Annotated in this window: 10 protein-coding genes; 4 read left to right on the top strand and 6 right to left on the bottom strand. The window is 72.1% G+C overall.

What is annotated here, in order from left to right; translation table 11 throughout:
• Window positions 1-14: 14 nt before the first annotated feature.
• Window positions 15-962, bottom strand: a complete 948-nt coding sequence (locus KI385_RS21400; RefSeq protein ID WP_238573802.1) for a NaeI family type II restriction endonuclease — start codon at window positions 960-962, stop codon at window positions 15-17.
• Between the two features lie 151 nt (window positions 963-1,113).
• On the opposite strand from KI385_RS21400, the gene KI385_RS21395 reads away from it, so the two are divergent.
• A complete protein-coding gene (locus KI385_RS21395) occupies window positions 1,114-1,899 on the top strand; it encodes a hypothetical protein (RefSeq protein WP_238573801.1) in 786 nt (261 codons plus the stop codon).
• A gap of 42 nt (window positions 1,900-1,941) precedes the next feature.
• On the opposite strand, the gene KI385_RS21390 is transcribed toward KI385_RS21395, so the two are convergent.
• The gene (locus tag KI385_RS21390) at window positions 1,942-3,312 is read right to left on the bottom strand and encodes a PrsW family intramembrane metalloprotease (RefSeq protein WP_238573800.1); all 1,371 of its coding nucleotides are present in this window, start codon (window positions 3,310-3,312) and stop codon (window positions 1,942-1,944) included.
• Window positions 3,313-3,340: 28 nt separating this feature from the next.
• The gene (gene trmB, locus KI385_RS21385) at window positions 3,341-4,174 is read right to left on the bottom strand and encodes a tRNA (guanosine(46)-N7)-methyltransferase TrmB (RefSeq protein ID WP_238573799.1); all 834 of its coding nucleotides are present in this window, start codon (window positions 4,172-4,174) and stop codon (window positions 3,341-3,343) included.
• A 648-nt stretch (window positions 4,175-4,822) separates the two neighbouring features.
• Between trmB and KI385_RS21380 the strand changes: the two genes are divergently transcribed.
• Window positions 4,823-6,091, top strand: a complete 1,269-nt coding sequence (locus KI385_RS21380; protein ID WP_238573798.1) for an outer membrane protein assembly factor BamB family protein — start codon at window positions 4,823-4,825, stop codon at window positions 6,089-6,091.
• A 140-nt stretch (window positions 6,092-6,231) separates the two neighbouring features.
• Here KI385_RS21380 and lhgO read toward each other — a convergent pair whose 3' ends face one another.
• Window positions 6,232-7,446, bottom strand: a complete 1,215-nt coding sequence (gene lhgO / locus KI385_RS21375; RefSeq protein ID WP_238573797.1) for an L-2-hydroxyglutarate oxidase — start codon at window positions 7,444-7,446, stop codon at window positions 6,232-6,234.
• A 191-nt stretch (window positions 7,447-7,637) separates the two neighbouring features.
• Entirely contained in the window at window positions 7,638-9,086 is a 1,449-nt protein-coding gene (locus KI385_RS21370; RefSeq protein WP_018092687.1) for an NsdA family TPR-like regulatory protein, read from the bottom strand.
• A gap of 801 nt (window positions 9,087-9,887) precedes the next feature.
• Here KI385_RS21370 and KI385_RS21365 point away from each other — a divergent pair.
• Window positions 9,888-11,990, top strand: a complete 2,103-nt coding sequence (locus tag KI385_RS21365) for an asparagine synthase-related protein (RefSeq protein WP_238573796.1) — start codon at window positions 9,888-9,890, stop codon at window positions 11,988-11,990.
• A gap of 150 nt (window positions 11,991-12,140) precedes the next feature.
• Window positions 12,141-15,389: an ATP-binding protein gene (locus KI385_RS21360; RefSeq protein ID WP_238573795.1), complete on the top strand. Its 3,249-nt coding sequence runs from the start codon at window positions 12,141-12,143 to the stop codon at window positions 15,387-15,389.
• On the opposite strand, the gene KI385_RS21355 is transcribed toward KI385_RS21360, so the two are convergent.
• Complete coding sequence (locus KI385_RS21355) at window positions 15,376-17,358, bottom strand: sigma-70 family RNA polymerase sigma factor (protein ID WP_238573794.1); 1,983 nt, start codon at window positions 17,356-17,358, stop codon at window positions 15,376-15,378. The genes KI385_RS21360 and KI385_RS21355 overlap by 14 nt on opposite strands.
• Window positions 17,359-17,681: the final 323 nt, after the last annotated feature.

Genomic DNA, 17,681 nt, shown 5'->3' with positions numbered 1-17,681 from the left:
TGCTCTTGCCTGGTTTAGTAGTGGGATGGAGCGGCAGGAACGTCGCCAACGCGACCCAAAATTGAGTAGAACCTCCCGCCAATAGCCACCTTAAGCCGTTCGCTTGTTTCTGGTACTTCAGTTACGCAGGCTGACACCCACGATCCCTTTTTCGGGACGGGCAAGTTAAGGCTCATCGCGATATCTGGGTGACCGTCTTGATGGCCGAGGATTATGATTCCCTTTCCCCTCAAGTGTCGGCGTGCATCACGAACGCGCTTCAGGCCGTCATCTTGGCGTGCAACGGTTAGCACCGTGCTGCGGCTGACGATCCGTTCTTGAACGCGACAGAAGAGCTCGTTGATGCGCGCTTGCCCACTGTTACTCTGGAATACGGCCTCCCTGTCTGCGTCAGGGAGGCTAAGGAGTGTGTTCTCGGGGAGCTCTCCGTCCTGCAGCAGCCATTCGATGGCCGATCGCCCCATGGTTGACAGTGAACGCTTCCCGTCGCGGTTCTTTCCGAGATTCAAGTGCTCATCCCGGATGCGTACGAGCCCGATGCGAAATTTCGATTTTCTGTCGCTGGCCGACATCAGGAGGCAGATGTGCCCGTTGGCTTCCAATGGGATGGTCCAGTTGCTTCCGATGGTCCACTTGGCGTCTACATCGTGCCCTGCGACCCGGTAGTCCATTTTCGCGCCACGGGGAAGCCTGAATGCGGCGCGTACGATGATTTCCACTTTTGTTCCGAGGTACGTCTTTTCGGTGCTCGCTACTTCCTCTTTGTGTGAGATGTCGAAGCGCCCCGTACGCTGGCCATCGAGCACTTCGTCGATGGCTTGCCTAATGCATGATGCGAACATTTCAGCCATGTCAGGCACATTTCGGAACCATTCGGCCACTTCCAGCAGTTCGTGGTCGCGTTGGCCCGGCAGTGAAGTGGCCGCGAAGCTGACTGCTGCGGCTTGATCCTCGGGAAGCACGTCGTCTACCTCGTTGGGGCGTGGGTCTGGGATGCGGGGCGTGCCAGTATCGCTCGCCTTGACGCGTCCAGTCGACTGCGGGTGCGTCTCGGCGTGTCTTTCAACTACCGTGTCTCTGAGGCGATTTGATGGCGGATCGGAGGGGCGGGGCGTGGACACGCGGGCTGAGGATGTGCTGCGACAGTTCTGCACATCGAGCGGTACCCAGCAGATCTATGAGGCATGGCGTCAAGATCGCCGCCGTGTTCAGGTTGTGCCGGTTGTCATGCAGCATCAATCGAAACTCGTGTATGAGCTGACGCCGGCTGATGTCAAGTCGGTTTGCGGGCGTACGGAGCATGCTCTCGGCGGGGTGCGGCGCGCCGATGCGGAGGCTGTGCGAGCCATTGTCGACTGGCACCCTGATTTTGCATTTACTCACATGTTTCATGTCTGCATGGAGCAGATGCAGAGCCTTCCTGCGTACCAGGACTTTCGGCGATTTGCCGACGGTAGCCCGCTTGGTCGTGAGATGTTAGGTATTCCTGCCCGCGAAAAGGTGTCAGCTATTGTGGCGGAAGGATGCCCCCTTCCCTTGGCGAGGGATGCCATGAGATGGAGAGTGGGCAACGCGTACTACAGTTTCCTTCGCGAGATTTACACAGTTGTGGAACTCCGCAGTCAGGGTGTTGATCTCCGAGTGCATCCGCTGGCCGATGCGCTATTCCGTGTGGACGCCTGGGTGGGCAGTAAGGCTCTCAGTCTCCGTGTCGGAAATGAGAAATTCAGGAAAGGAGGGGATGGGGGTCGGAAAGTTCCCACTGAAAAGCTGCTTGCGGATGTCTACCCGCCATTAGAATTCGCGACGCTCGAACTCAGTCCTGCTACTAAGTTCGGGAGGGTTCACTTGCCGGCCGCTCACCACCTGGAATCAGCGGCTGAGCGGCTCAGAACGTAGGAACGCGGCGGTTGGGCAGCAGTGGGGGAAGGGCTGCTTTGGTTAACGGCGTCTGTCCTGTGCGGAGCTGCTGTGGTCCGAACATCGCTTGCGGGCTTCACCCTGCGGCCGCGGTGATGGGGCATACGCCTGATGCGCCGCAGTCAACGCACCCTCCAACGCCGGCTGCCCCCACCGCTGATAGTGCCGTAGATGCCGCAGCAGGTGCTGTTCCCGGGTGGTGAAGTCGGGGGTGGGGCCCGTGAGGTGGGCGCGGCGGCGGTGGAAGGAGAGGGTGGTGGCGAGGGTGGTGTATTCGGTGACGGCGCGGGCGGCGGCGGGGCCTTGGGTGCGGCGGGCCATGTCGCGGGCCAGGGCGCGGGTTTTGAGGGAGGAGAGGGCGGTGGGCTCGGCGGGGGCGAGCCAGCCGGCGGTGATGTAGGGGGCGAGGTAGCTGTGGAGGGAGAGAAGTTCTTGGCGGCGGGCCCAGATGGCCAGCCAGGTGAGGGCCATGAAGAGCGGGACCATGAAGAGCCCGTAGACGGTGAGGAAGCCGAGGTCGCCGAGGGTGGAGGCGGCGTTCCAGATGGCGTGCAGGAGGACGGCGGTGAGCAGGCCGAGCAGGGCGAGCGCGGTGCGGGCGGCGCGGCGGCGGGGGTAGCGGGTCGCGGCGATGCCGAATGCGAGGCCGGTGAGGATGGTGAAGAGGGGGTGGGCGAAGGGGGAGACGATGATGCGGATGAAGAAGGTGCCGGCGGTGAGTGAGTCCAGGCCGGAGTGGCCCAGGGACTGGTCCTCGCCGAAGGCGTTGCCCAGATAGAGGATGTTCTCGGTGAAGGCGAAGCCGGTGGCGGTGATGCCGGCGATGACGATGCCGTCCGTGATGCCGTCGAAGTCGCGTCGGCGGAAGCGGTAGAGGAGAAGGATGGCGGCGGCCTTGACCACCTCCTCGACGACCGGAGCGATGACGGTGGCGCCCCAGGCCTCGGCCTCGGAGGGGGAGGCGGCGGCGATGTTGGCGGCCAGCCAGTCGGTGGCGAACCCGTTGGCGAGGAGCGCGACCAGGGTGGCGGCACAGGCGCCCCAGGTGAACGCGAACACGAGGTTGCGCCAGGGCGCGGGCTCGATGCGGTCGAGCCGGCAGAACGCCGCGATGAGGGGCGGCACGGGGAAGACGGCCAGTCCGAGGCCGACGAGGAAGCCCTCGGTACCCGTCTCCTGGCGGACCAGTCCGGTGATCATTACGCCGGAGAGCGCGAGCAGCGAGACCAGAGCGGTGGCACGGAGATATCTGCTGTGCCAGAGGGCCGTCCGGCGGCGGGTGCGGGAGCGCTCGTGCGTCCGGCCGTGCCCGGGTGTGGGGCACGGCTCGTCTGCATGGGGTGTGTACGGGGGAGGGACGGGCGGGTGCGGGGGCGGCTGGGACGGGTACACCCATCGACCCTAGCGAGGGGCGTTCGCCTTACGCGCCGCGGCGGCGGAAGAGCAGATCGTGGACGACATGCCCCTTGTCCAGGCCCTGGCTCTCGAACTTGGTGAGCGGCCGGAAGTCCGGACGGGGCGCATAGCCGGGGTAGAGGTTTTCGAGCGTCGGCTCGGCGGAGAGGACCTCGAGCATCTGCTCGGCGTACGGCTCCCAGTCGGTCGCGCAGTGGACGAGGGCGCCGGGCGCGAGCCGGGTGGTCGCCAGGGCGATGAACTCCGGCTGGATGAGGCGGCGCTTGTGGTGGCGCTTCTTGGGCCATGGGTCGGGAAAGAAGACGCGCAGGCCGGCGAGGGAGGCGGGGGCCAGCATCTCGCGCAGCAGGATGATCGCGTCGCCGTTGGCCACCCGGATGTTGGACAGGCCGTTCCGCTCCGCGAGACCGAGCAGATTCCCCTGGCCGGGGGTGTGCACATCGCAGCCGAGGATGCCGGTGTCCGGGTCGGCGGCGGCCATCTGTGCCGTGGCCTCACCCATGCCGAAGCCGATCTCCAGCACGACCGGCCGCCCGTCGAAGAACGCGTCGAGATCGATACGGGAGAGCCCGTCGATGTCCAGCCCCCATGTCGGCCACAGGCGGCGCAGCGCATCGGCCTGGGTGGGCGAGACCCGGCTACGGCGGGGCTGGAAGGAACGGATCCGCCGCTCGTGGTGCGAACCCGCGGGGTCGGCCGCGGGCCCGGTCCCGTCGGGGAACATGGGCTCGCTGCGGCGGGGGGCCGGGGTGGCAGGCCGGACGGCGGCCACGGCGGCGGATTCCGGAGCGTCTGGTTCCGCGGCGGTGGTGGCGGGGGCGGTGGGGTTCTCGGACACAGTGCGTCCGATTCTACGGGGGAAGGAGGAGGGGGCGGACGGACCGGCGGCGAACCCGGACTTCCCAGGTGATGGCGGGGCGGACAGGGAGAAATCCCTGGTGAAACGGGGGTTGGCGCGGTGAGTTGTGGCGTGCATACGATGCGGGGCCTACGTGGCAAAACCGAACCAGGGGGTCTGTTCATCGTGTCGCAGGGTGGCCAGGGAAACGCTGAGTATCCGCAGGGGCCGCCTCCGGCGGGTCAGGGGGCCACGGGAATGCCGCCCGCCGGCCCGCCGGTCCCGGGTCAGGCCGCACCGCCGCCCGCCGGCCCGCCCGCACCGGGTCAGACGGCTCCGCCGCCGCCCGTCCCGCCGCAGGGGCAGCAGCCCGGACCGTACATGGGAGCGCCCGGGTATCAGCCGCAGGGGCAGGCCGGGCCGGGTGCGGGGCAATTTCCCCCGCCCATGGGCCAGCCCCAGGGGCCGCCGCCTCAGCAGGGCTACGCCCCTCCGCCGGCAGGTCAGCAGCCACCCCCGCCGTACGGGCAGCAGGGCCAGGCACCCGGGCAGGTCCCCGGGCAGCCGCCGTTCCCCGGCGGGCCCATGGCGGCACCGTTCGCGGGAGGCCCGGGGCAGCCGCCCGGTCCGGCTCGCAGCGGGGCTCCCGTGCCGCTCATCCTGGCGATCGTGATGGTCGTGCTGATCGGGGCCGGTGTCGGGGGGTACTTCCTCTTCACGGGCGAAGGCTCCGCAGACCCGGCCGCGGACCGGCCCGCGAACGCCATGCCTCGGCTGTGGGAGGCGCCGTCGCCCGGGTCCCAGCGTGAAGGGCAGGACGAGAACGGCCTGCGCTCGATGTGGTTCAACAATGACGACATCATCTTCGGCGACGGCGAGGGCGTGCGGGCCTACAACCGCAAGACCGGCAAGAAGAAGTGGACGGCCAAGACGCCCAAGGGCGCGGGCGAGGTCTGCGCCATGTCCAAGGAAGCGAGCGACGAAGGTGTCGGCGCCGTGGTCTTCGACGCGGGCGGCGACGACTGCTCCTACCTCTCCGTCATCGACACCGACACCGGGCGCACGCTGTGGTCGAAGAACCTCAAGGCCGAGGGGGCCCGTGAGGACCGGCCCCAGGTGGTGGTGAACAGCAAGGTCGTCGCCGTCATGATCGGACGGACGTACACCGGGTTCACCATCACCCGTGGCGCGCCGGTCTGGCATCTGATCTCTCGTGGTCACGACTGCACCACCACGGTGGGGATGAGCCCCCAGTACCAGGCCGTGGCCAGCGACTGCGCCGACGCGAAGCCGAAGAAGGAGCTGATCCTGCAGGACCTGGAGTACGACAGCATCCACTCGACGGTCAAGGGTGAGAGCCGGGCGGTGGACCGGATCCTGGCGGACTGGCCGCTGACTCTGCTCATGAGCGATGAGGCCGGGGCGATCGATGCCGGCCGCAGCATTTCGACGTACACGAAGGACGGGAAGCCGGACAAGACCTTCAAGATCGAGGGCGACCTGAAGGAGCTGAACTTCGAGCCGCGCAACACCTACGTCGATGAAGACGAACTGGTTCTGGTGACCGGCTACGGGGCCTCCGACGGCCTCGCGGCCCTGGACCTGAAGACCGGAAAGCTGCTGTGGAAGAAGCGGGGCTCGGCGGCCGTCGCCGGGATCGACTCCGAAGGCGTGATCGCGGTGACCAGTTCGCCTGACACCGGTGCCATCAGCCGGGATCCGGTGCTGGTGTCCATCGCTCTGCGGGACGGCAAGGAGAAGGTGATGGGCACGCTCTACGACCCCAAGCACTCCCTGCCCGCCCCGCACAGCATGTCGCTCGCCTGGAACGGGAACGAGAACACGCTCTTCATCCAGGGCGAGCGGATCAGCGACGACCGGCCGAGCGTTCAGGCCTTCAAGGCGCCCACCGGCTGACGCCCTCCGCCCGGCTGATCCCCCCTCCCGGCTCCCGGTCCCCGCTCCCTCCCGGTTCGTCCGGGGGCGGTGAGGAACCGGGAGCCGATTTTCGTACGGGAGCCGGTTTTCACCCGGGACGTCTGGCCTTCAGGGCGTCGTCAGGCCGTCTCCACCACTCTCAACACCCTCCGTGCCACCTCCCGCCCAATAGGCAGCGAAGCCGTGGCCGCCGGGGACGGGGCGTTGAGGACGTGGATCATGCCGGGGGTTTCGGCGAAGAGGAAGTCGTCGACGAGGGTGCCGTCGGGGAGGACGGCCTGGGCGCGGACGCCGGCCGGGGAGGGGACCAGGTCTTCCTCGCGGGCGGCCGGCAGGAGGCGGCGGACCGCGTCGGCGAAGGCCTGCCGGGACAGTGAGCGGTGGAGTTCGCCGGCGCCGTAGCGCCAGTGGCGGCGGGCTATCCGCCAGGAGCCGGGGTAGGTGAGGGTGCCGGCCAGTTCGGTGGGGCGGATCGTGCGCCAGTCGTAGCCCTCGCGGGCCAGCGCGGGGACGGCGTTCGGGCCGATGTGCACGGCGCCGTCGATACCGCGGGTCAGATGCACGCCGAGGAAGGGGAAGGCCGGGTCGGGCACCGGGTAGACCAGGCCGCGGACGAGGGAGGCGCGCTCCGGGGCGAGGGTGAAGTACTCGCCGCGGAAGGGGACGATCCGCATGCCGGGGGCGTCGCCGGCCAGCCGGGCGATCCGGTCGCAGTGCAGACCGGCGCAGTTGACCAGGGCACGGGCGCGGTGGACCGTGCCGTCGGCCGTACGGACCGCGACCCGGCCGGGGCGGCGGCCGATCGCCGTCACCTCGGCGCCGTACCGGATCCGGGCGCCGGCGTCCGTGGCGAGCGCGGCGAATCGGCGGGCGACGGCGCCGAAGTCGCAGACGCCGGTCGTGCCGACATGGATGGCGGCCAGGCCGCGCACCTCGGGTTCGTACTCCGCTATCTGGGCGGGGCCCAGCTCGCGCACCGGCAGGCCGTGTTCGCGGCCGCGCTGGATCAGGCCGTGCAGCCGCGGCAGCTCGCTGCGGTCGGTGGCGACGATCAGCTTGCCGGTGACCTCATGTGGAATGTCGTGTTCGGCGCAGAACTTCACCATTTCCGCCGAGCCCTGGAGGGCGAAGCGGGCCTTGAGCGAGCCGGGCGGGTAGTAGATGCCGCTGTGGATCACGCCGCTGTTGCGCCCGGTCTGATGGCGGGCCGGTCCGGGCTCCTTCTCCAGGACCACGACGCGCGTGCCCGGCGCGGCCCGCGTGATCGCGTGGGCCGTAGAGAGTCCGACGATGCCGGCACCGATCACCAGCACATCGCAGTCGTACGCCGCCACTGCACCTCCCCAACCGCATGACCGCAGGCCCGCCCGTCGCCGCGGACCTGCGCATCATCGCCGACGACGTATCCCATCATGACGGTCGGCACTGACAATGCCGCACGGGCAATGCCGCACCGGCGATGCTCACCGGCAGGTGGCCGCGTGGCCGCGAGCAGGCGGCAGTCCCTCCAGGGGCCGCCCGCCCACTACGCCGGCGCCGCCAGCAGCGGTCTGGCCCGCTCCCGCAGCTCCACCACCCGGGGCTCGTCGCCGTACGGCTCCAGGCGGTGCAGCAGATCGCGGACGTACTCGGTGGTGCGGGCCGAGGAGATCCGGCCGGCCACCTCGACCGCGCGGGTGCCCGCCGCGCACGCCGCGTCCAGATTGCCGGACTCCAGTTCGGCGACCGCGGACACCACCAGACGCAGACCGTGCGAGCGGACGAACTCCTCGGTCGGGCGGGAGAGCGCCTGCTCGGTGAAGCGGCGGACCTGTCGGGGCAGCCGCAGATCGCGGTAGCACTCGGCGGCGTCGGCGGCGAAGCGTTCGTACGAGTAGAAGTCCAGCCACGACGGGTCGGGGTCGCCGCCGCGGGACCGCTCCAGCCAGCCCTCGGAGGCCTTCAGCGCCACCTCACAGGCGCGCGCCTCGCCGGCCTTGGCCTGTGCCCGCGCCTCCACCAGGCGGAAGAAGCTCATGGTGCGGGCGGTGGCCAGACCGCGGTTGCGCTCCAGGGCGGCCTGCGCGAGATCGACGCCCTCGTCCGCGAAGCCCCGATAGGTCGCCTGGAGGGACATCGAGGCGAGGACATACCCGCCCAGGGGGACGTCGGCGGCCGCGCGGGCCAGCCGCAGCGCCTGGATGTAGTAGCGCTGCGCGGCCTCCTGCTGGCCGGTGTCGAAGGCCATCCACCCCGCGAGCCGGGTGAGTTCGGAGGTCGCCCCGAACAGCGCGCGGCCCACCTCGTCGCTGTACGAGGCCAGGAGTAACGGCGCCGCGTCCACCCTCAGGCACTCCGGGACCATCGACGAACGCCAGTCCCCGCCGCCGTATTTGGAGTCCCAGCGGCGCGCGTCCTCCGCCGCCTCGCGCAGCTTGCTGACGTCGCTGTGGCCGACGTGCTGCGGGATTCCGGCGTCGCCGGCCGCCGCGGCGTCCTTGTCACGCGCCTCGGCCGCCTCCCGCGCCACCGAACTGTCGGCCGGCGATATCAGCCAGCGCGAGGCGGGGGTGGCATATGCGCTGACGGCGAAGGATCCGGCCAGGCTCTGCCAGATGCCGCCACCGCCGGCCCGCCGACCGGCCAGATCGAGACGGTACAACTCGGTCGCGGAGCGCACCGCGGCGCCCACATCGCGGGGAAACGCCAGGCCGACCTCGGGTGCCGGGTCCGCGTCGGCCAGCCCGATCTCGTGCAGCGGCACCGGCCGGCCGAGCTTGCTGCCGATCGCGGACGCGATCAGATGGGGCGCGGCGCCTTGGGGCACCATGCCCTTGGAAACCCACCGGGCCACCGACGTCTTGTCATAACGAAGCGTCAGTCCGCGCTGCGCACCGAGGTCGTTGACCCGGCGTGCCAGTCCGGCATTGCTGATACCCGCGAGGGCGAGAACGGTGCCGAGCTTCTCGTTCGGCCCGCGTATATCCCTGGACATGCGCACCCCTCGACACACCGACAGCCGCCCCGGTACCCCGGGGCATGCGTCCACCCAGAGTAGTTCGCCGGATCCCGACCGTTAAGAGCCGGTGTCCCGGATGGCGAGATTCATGTTCAAACAGGGGTGCGGGGATTGGCATGTGCTCCGGGTACGTGTGCCCGTGCGCCCGCCCGTGCGCGCTGGCCGCCCGTTATCGGGAGCGCTTCCATGGCTTCTGCGTGGGTCGGCCCGCTGCACTGGATCCAGTGGGCTGGGGGACACCGTCACCTCATTCCCCGCGGGTGACGGTCCGGTCCGGGAGGCGAAGCCCGCTTCCCGGACCGTCGCGCAGGCCGGTCGCCGACCGGTCGTGTCACCGGTTGACGTGGCACCCGCATACGTCAACTGGACTGTATGGAACGGACTTTGGCCGAAAATCGACGGGTGATGATTTCACGCCGTCGCGTACTCCGGGCTGCCCCGGGAGCCACACGGGGGGCTCCCGGGGCCGATGCGGGGGACCGCCCGGCGCGCGATCCGCCCGCGCGTCGGGGCCCGGCTCATCCGGCCGTCGCGCAGGCACTCCGTGCCTCGTCCGTTCCGCCGTTCGCGGCCCGCCCATGGTGCCCCATGGCCGCCCGGCCGGCCGTCCGTGGCCCGTCCGCGCCGTGAACTGCCCGTATACGGGCCTTCTTCGACACCTCCGCCGCGCCGCTGTCATGGCAGCATGGGCGGCACAACAGCTGGGCGACAGCTCGGCGATCCGCTGTACGGGGCGGCCGTTGGCCCCGGCGGACGGGGAATCGGGTGGAGGCGGCGATGCGCTGGTTGGTGGGGTGGAGCAGTGCCGCCACGAGGCCGGCCGCCACAGGGGCGGAAGCCGGCGCGGAGAGCCGCGCGGTCCAGCCCGTGGGCGCCCAACTTCTGTGGGGCGACCCGGACCCCCTGTGGGCGGTCGGCGACTGGCGGCCGGACGAGGTCCGCGTCGTACAGGCCGACCCCGAGACCCGGCTCGCCGTGTTCGGTGTGTGCGGGGCCACCGACGACCAGCTGCGGGTCGGCCTCTTCGCGGCGCGCGGCGGCGCACTGCGCCACCTCACTGCCTGGCCCGGCAGCTACACCGCCGTCGTCCAGGTAGGACGGCGGATCACCGTCACCGGCGACCTGGCCGGCGCCCGCCCCGTCTTCCACACCCCCTGGGCCGGCGGCACCGCCTACGCCACCGCCGCCCTCCCGCTCGCCGACCTGATAGAGGCCAGCCTCGACGTCGGCCACCTGGCCGCGCTGCTGGCCTGCCCGGACGCCCCCGAGGCACTCGGCGCCGGCACGCCGTACGAAGGGGTCCGCCGGATCCCGCCCGGTCACGCCCTGGTGCTGCGCGGCGGCGTCCGCGACATCACCTCCTACGAACCGACCGCCTCGCTCGCCGTCGCCGCGCCCCAACTCGCCCCGGAGCAAGCCGTCGACGGGGTCCGCGACGCCCTGGTCGAGGCGGTCCGCGCCCGGCTCGCCGTCCCCCGGCACGCCCCCGACCCGGACGGACTCGACGGTCTCGACCCCGGGCCGGTGCCCGGCATGGGCCCGGCCGAGCGGCGCGCCGCACGCGGTGCACCGGCCGCCGGCATCGGTGCCGACCTCTCCGGAGGCAGCGCCTCCGCAACCCTCGCCCTCCTGGCCGCCGGCCTCCCAGGGCGGCCCGGAAGGCTGGGCGGCCACGGCGAACGCCTGCTCGCCGTCACCTTCAACGACCGTGCCACCAACGGCGACCAGGCCCACCGCGAGGCCGAGCTGGAGCGCGCCCGCAGCATCGCCGACAACCCGCGGCTGCACCACGTCGTCGTCGCGGCCGGCGAAGAGGCCCTCCCGTACGCGGACCTCGAAAGCGGCCCGCTCACGGACGAGCCGGGCCCCTCCCTCACCACCGCGAGCCGCCACCGCCGACGACTGCTGGCCGGCAGCGCCGACCACTTCGTCGGACACGGCGCCCGCCAGGTCCTCGACGCACACCCGGCCCGCCTCGCCGACCTCCTCATGGACCGCCGCCGACGCCATCTGCTGCGCCCGGTCACCGCGCTGGCCAAGGCGGACGGCCCCTCGGCGCAGTCCGTCCTCGTCCCCTTCACCGTCTACCGCGCCGCCCGCAGGCTCGCCCGTACGCCGTACCCGGACGGCATCGCCGATACCGCGCGCCGCCTCCTGGAGCGGCAGTTCGCCGACGAGCCGCTGGCCGGCGGGGCCGTGGACGCCTCGCTGGCCGCGCTCGCCTGGTGCCGGCCGGGTCCGGCCGCGCGCTGGCTCACGGGAGAGGCGCTGGCCGAAGTATCGGTTCGTCTCGGTGACGCGGCGACCCGCTCGCCCGCCGTGGGCCGCCCCGGTGAGCGCCGCGCCCGCGCCGCACTGGCCCGCCAGGCCGCCGACCACCGGGTCTTCGAGCAGGCCGCCGAAGTCCGCAACCAGCGGCTGCACGCCCCCTTCCTCGACAACCAGGTGGTCCTCGCCTGCCGCGCCCTGCCGGACACCCTGCGGGTGCAGCCGGGGGCCCGGGCCGCCGTGCTGCGCTCCGTACTGGCCGGCGCCGGCGTACGGGATCTGCCGCCCGGATGGGGCGCCACCTCGCACCTCACCCACGCCGCCGCCGTACGCGCCGGGCTGCGCGGGGCCGTCGGCGACCTGGTGGGGCTCTTCGACGCACCGCTGCTCGCCGATGCGGGGCTGGTCGAGGCACGGGTGGTGCGCAAGGCGCTGCGGTCGGCGGCCGAGGGGGCCGCGTTGCCGCTGGACGGGCTGGCCGAGCTGGTCTCCACGGAGCTGTGGTTGCGGCGGCTGGTGGCACGGCGGGGCACGTGTTGGGTGGGGGCCGAGGGGGTCGCGCGGCAGCGGGCGGTCGCGGGCGGAGTGGTTCCGCGTGCGCGGTTGTCGTAAGCGGGGTTCCTGTTCGTCGCCCGGTGGCCGCGGGGTGGATGGCCCGGCCCACCCCCACCCTCGCCCCCTCCCGTCCCGGATCAGGCCGCCGTTCCGCGACCGGGCTGTGGATAACCGGCAGGCGGAGCCATGGGACTGGACAATGGCCGGGTGAAGTATCGGATTCTGGGTTCGACGGAGGTCCTGGACGACAGGGGAGCGCCGGTGCCCCTGGGCGGGGCGCGGGTGCGGGCGTTGGTGGTGGCGCTGGCGCTGAGGGGCGGGCGGCCGGTGGCGGTCGAGACGCTGATCGATGAGGTGTGGGCGGTGGACGGGCCGCCGCTGGATGCGCCGGGTGCGTTGCAGGCGTTGGTGGGGCGGCTGCGGCGGGTGCTGGGCAAGGGGGCCGTGGAGTCGCTGCCGGGCGCGTATCGGCTGGTCGGCGAGGTGGACGAGGTCGATCTGCATCGGTTCGAGCGGCTGGTCGCCATGGGCACACGGCAGTTGCAGGAGGGCGATGCGGCGGCCGCGGCCGAGACCTTGCGGGCGGGGCTCGCCCTGTGGCGGGGGCCCGCGCTGGCGGATCTGCCGGAGGGGGCGGATGCGGCCCGTGGCCCGGAGGCGCTGCGGTTGGCGGCGCTGCACCGGCGGATCGATGCGGACCTGGCGCTGGGCCGCGCCGAGGAGCTGCTGCCCGAGTTGCGGCAGCTGACCGCGGACCATCCTCTGGACGAGCCGTTCCGGGGCCAGCTGATACGGGCGCTGCGGAGCGCGGGGCGGGGCGCCGATGCCCTGGCCGCGTACGAGGAGACCCGGCAGCTGCTCGCGGACCGTCTGGGGACGGACCCGGGGCCCGAACTGCGCGCCCTGCACGCCCAGTTGCTGGCACAGAGCGCGGAACCGGGGGAGGCGAAGACCTCCGATGCGGGGCCTCGGCGTGGCAACCTCCGCACCCGCCTCAACTCCTTCGTCGGACGGGAGGACGAACTCGCCTCGCTGCAAAGCGAAGTGATGAAACGTCAAGTACGGCTGATCACCCTGACCGGACCCGGCGGTTCCGGCAAGACCCGACTGTCCGAGGAGCTGGGCGGGTCTCTGTCGGGGGAGCATCCCGACGGGGTCTGGATCGCCGAGCTCGCGCCGTTGGACGCGCCCGAGGCGGTGCCGGGGGCCGTGCTGTCCGCGCTCGGGCGGCGCGACACCGCCGTCTTCTCGCCGGCCATGGAGGCGCGTACGGCCGTCGAGCACACCGACCCGGTGGCCCGGATCGTCGACCACTGCGCACCACGCAGACTGCTGCTCGTGCTCGACAACTGTGAGCATGTGGTCGGCGCCGCCGCCGAGCTGGCCGATCTGCTGCTGCGGCACTGCCCGGGGCTGACCGTGGTGGCCACGAGCCGGGAGCCGCTGGGCGTTCCCGGCGAGGTCGTACGGCCGCTGGAGCCGCTGCCGCCGGCGCCCGCGCATCAGTTGTTCGCCGAGCGTGCGGTGGCGGTACGGCCCGATTTCCGGGCCGCGGAGGACCCGGCGGCGGTGGACGAGATCTGCCGCCGGCTGGACGGACTGCCACTCGCCATCGAGTTGGCCGCGGCCCGGCTGCGGCTGCTCTCCCCACGCCAGATAGCCGGCCGGCTCGACGACCGGTTTCGGCTGCTGACCAGCGGCAGCCGGACCGCGCTGCCCCGCCAGCAGACGCTGCGCGCGGTCGTCGACTGGTCCTGGGACCTGCTCGACGAGCCCGAACGCGCACTGCTGCGCCGGCTGTCGGTGTTCGCCGGCGGCTGCACCCTCGCGGCGGCCGAGGCGGTGTGCGGCGAGGAGGGCGAGGAGGTGCTCGACCGGCTCGGGGCGCTGCTGGACAAGTCGCTGCTGGTCGTCGACCACCGGGGCGCCGAGCCCCGCTACCGGATGCTGGAGACCATCCATGCCTACGCCCGGGAGCGGGCCGCCGGCCACCCGGAGGAGCATGCGCGCACCCTCGCCCGGCACACCGGCCACTTCCTGGGCTTCGTGACGGACGCCGAGCCGCGCATCCGCTCCGCGGAGCAGCTGCCCTGGCTGACGCGTATCGAGGCCGAGCTGGACAACGTACGCGCGGTGCTGCACCGCGCGCTCACCGACCGGGACACGGACACCGCACATCGGGTCGCCCTGGCCATGGGCTGGTTCTGGTGGCTGCGCAACTACCGCGAGGAGGGCGCGTCCTGGGTGGAGCGGGTCGCGGCCCTCGGCCCCGCCCCCGAAGACCTCGACGACACCGATCCGGAGTTGTGGCCGCAGATGGATCTGCGGCTGCTGCTCTTCTTCCTGCTCCAGGACCAGCAGCTCGACCGCGATTACGACAACCCGGAGAACCGCGCCCTGGTCGCCCGGCTGCTGACGGCCTACCGCCGCCGGCATCCGCGCAGCGCCCGCTTCCCTGGCCTGCTGTGGCCGTTCACCGCCTTCTTCCTCGGCGGCTACGACCGGATCCTGCCGCTGATGGACGGCGCCGTCGCCACCACCCGCGAGCTGGGCGGCGCCTGGGAGCTGGGCGTCTCGCTGATGTTCCGTACGCATATCGCGATCGATCTGCCCGGTGGCCTGGAGTCGGCCGAGGCGGACGAGCGGGAGCTGACCGCGCTGGCCCGCAGCGTCGGCGACCGCTGGATGCTCGCCCAGGTCGCGGCCGCCACGGCGGAGCTGCGGCAGATCCGCGGCCGCTACGACGAGGCGCGTACGGCCTACGAGGAGGCGCTCGCGCTGACCTGCGAGCTGGGCGCGTACACCGAGGGGCCGTTCATCCTCTCCCGGCTGGCCGAACTCCACTTCGCCGGCGGTGATGTGGACGCCACGGAGAAGGAGCTGGTGCGGGCGGACGAGCAGGCCGCCGAGTGGGGAGTGCAGGACCCGCGGGCGTTCAACCACTCGCTGCGCGCCCGGATCGCGCTCCGCCGCGGGCTGCCGGAGGAGGCGCGCGAGGCATGCGAGGCGGCGCGCGCGGCCGCCGCACTCGGCACCCCGCCGCCCCACTTCACGGTCGTCCTGGACGCACTGGCGGGCCGGATCGCGACGGAGTCAGGCGATCTCGCAGGCGCGCTCGGCCAGTGCCGGCAGGCGCTCAGCTCGGGGCTGACGCTCTACTGCACCCAGCCCGTGCTGGCGGCCGTCGCCGAGTGCGCGGCACCGGCGCTGCGCCGCGCCGGCCGTCCGCGCGATGCGGCCCGGCTGCTGGGCGCCGCGGATGCCTGGCGCGGCGAACTGCCCAGGACCGTCCCCGACGAGGAGGACGCCCGGCACATGGCGGACGAGCTGCGCGCCGAGCTGGACGGCGCATACGACGGCGGATACGCGGCGCTGTACGCCGAGGGCGCACGACTCGCCCCCGCCGAGGTCGTCGCCCTGCTGGAGCCGCGCATCGACGCCGTCAACGACAGCTGATCTGCGACTGCGCCCAGTCCCCCAGCGCCATGACGCCGACGGGCGTCACCGGATCGACCACCAGCCGCAGCGTCCTACGGCCCGCCAACGGGACATGCACCGGCACCGCCGGCTCCCCGCCGTGCACCACCGCCGACCGCCACAGCCGCACTCCGTCCGCATAGACGGAGAAGCGCAGCGCCCCCAGCCCGAGGCTGAGATCGTCGACGCCCACGACGGCGTCATACGCGGTGCACTGACGATGGAGATCGATGATCACCGAGGACGGCGCATGGACGCTCACCCCGTGCGCATACGTCGTGCCGTCGATCCTGGGTGACTGCCGCTGCCACATCCAGCCGCTCCCGATCGTGCGCACCTCCGGCTTCGTGCCGTCCCCCATGAAGTCGTGGTCGAGCGCATTGAGCCGGTAGGGGGTCGGCGTGGGCAGCGGCGGCTTCGGGCTGGGCTTCGGCGGCGTGGGCTCGGGGGTCGGCGTCGAGGTCGAGGTCGGCGTCGGCCGGGGCGTCGGCTCTGTCGGTGTCGGAGGTGTCGGAGGTGTCGGCGTCGGCGTCGCTTTCGGCGTCGGCGTGGGCCTCGGCTCGCGCGTCGGCGTCGTAGCCGGCGTCGGGGCCGGCGCGGCACCGACCGCCGGCGGAAGCGGCTTCTGCGGCGGCCGGGGCGACGGCGTGTGTGGCGCGGCCGGGGCCGGCCGAGGGGGCCCGGCCTGCGGTTCGGGTGCCGGCTTCGGGCTGCCGGTGAGCGCCAGCGCGAGCGCAGCGCCCGCCACCACCGTCGCCCCGACCCCGATACCGACCTTCACCGCCGCGCCGAGGCCCTCACCGACGGCGGCGCCGACACCGTTCGCCGCACCGGAGCCGCTACTCGCTGCCGCGCCGGCCCCGGCCGCCGCACCCGCGCCCGCGACACCCACCGCCGCGGTGGCCGCCTTGACCGCGTACCCGGCGGCGAACCAGCCGACGACCGCGACCGGCAGCAGCGCACCGATCCGCTGATTGACGTCCTCGACCTCCAGCGCGGCCATACGGCACCGCACACATGTGTCCAGATGCTTGCGCAGCCCCCGCTCGGCCCGCATCCGCAGCCCGCCACGGGCGTAGGCGCCGAGCCGGTCGGCGTACCGGGCGCAGTCGCCGCCGTCGGTCAGCGACCGGCTGACATGCGCCTGCAGATACGCCTGCTTGAGGCCCTCCCGGGCGCGGTGCGCCAATACGGCGGTGGCGTTCGCGGTCAGCCCGAGCAGCGGGGCGACCTCGCTCGGCGACTCGTCCTCGACCGTGGTGTGCCACAGCACCGTCTGATAGCGCTCCGGCAGGCTGCGGAACGCCTGTACGGCCATCGACTGCTCGGCCTCGTGCAGGGCGCGCACATCCGCGCCCAGGTCCAAGGTGTCGTCGTCCATGGACGATCCGGACAAGGTCAGCGCGAACACCGCGAAGTCCTCGACCAGCTGCTCCCGCCGTGCGGTCCTCGCCCAGGAAGCGGCGACCCGGCGGACGGTCGTCAGCAGATACGCGCGCACCGCGGAGTCCGGGCCCGCACCGCCGCGCACCGCCTGCAGCGTGCGGGCGAAGACCTCGCCGGTCAGGTCCTCCGCGGTGTGTACGTCCCGGCAGCAGCTGCGGGCATAGCGCCGGATCGCCGCGGCGTGCCTGCGGTACATCTCCTCGTACGCGCTGTCGTCGCCGGCCCGCATATCGGCGATCAACTGGGCGTCGGACGGCGGGAGTTCCGCGCCCTCGCGATCGGTGGCCGGGGTCCTCCGGCCGGCAGGTTCGCGCTGCGGCGGCACGCTGCGGGCCCCGCCCGCCGGGCCACCGGCGCGGTCGTGCCGCTCGGTCGGCCCGCCCGCCGGGGGAGTCGCCCCCAACGGCCCGGTCTGGCCGGGAACCTGCGAGGGCGGCGTCGCCTCGCTCCCGCCCGCCCAGGGCTTGCCGTCGCGCTGCTCGTCCCGCCCGTCAACACCCATTGCCCAGGCCCCCGAAGCCGCCATCACACCGGAACACCGCGCAAGCGTGCCACATCGCGCCCCGGCGCCTCAGGGTCGTGACGGTCAACCACTCATCCGGGGCGGGATCGTGGACGACCGCACGGGCGTTCACCCGTACGGGCCATATTGCGCATACGGGCCATACCGTGCGCGGACCCCTTATGGGCCACTTCGCGGACGGAGCCCGTACGCACCGTTCCGCGCGCGGCGACAGAGCCCCGCGGCCCCGGGACGACACCGTCGCGCCACGCCGTCCCGCCCGGCGGACCCGGCGATCGGGTCCCTCCGGACGGGGCCGGCCG

Source organism: Streptomyces inhibens (assembly GCF_022221585.1).
GTDB classification, from domain to species: domain Bacteria; phylum Actinomycetota; class Actinomycetes; order Streptomycetales; family Streptomycetaceae; genus Streptomyces; species Streptomyces inhibens.
The sequence above is the reverse complement of the archived record's forward strand: the minus strand, read 5'-3'. Positions and strand labels throughout refer to the sequence as shown.

What these genes read in the sequence shown, in the direction of transcription:
- KI385_RS21370 (WP_018092687.1), bottom strand. Translation starts at nt 9,086, where the DNA reads ATGTCCAGGGATATACGCGGGCCGAACGAGAAGCTCGGCACCGTTCTC.
- KI385_RS21365 (WP_238573796.1), top strand. Translation starts at nt 9,888, where the DNA reads ATGCGCTGGTTGGTGGGGTGGAGCAGTGCCGCCACGAGGCCGGCCGCC.
- KI385_RS21355 (WP_238573794.1), bottom strand. Translation starts at nt 17,358, where the DNA reads ATGGGTGTTGACGGGCGGGACGAGCAGCGCGACGGCAAGCCCTGGGCG.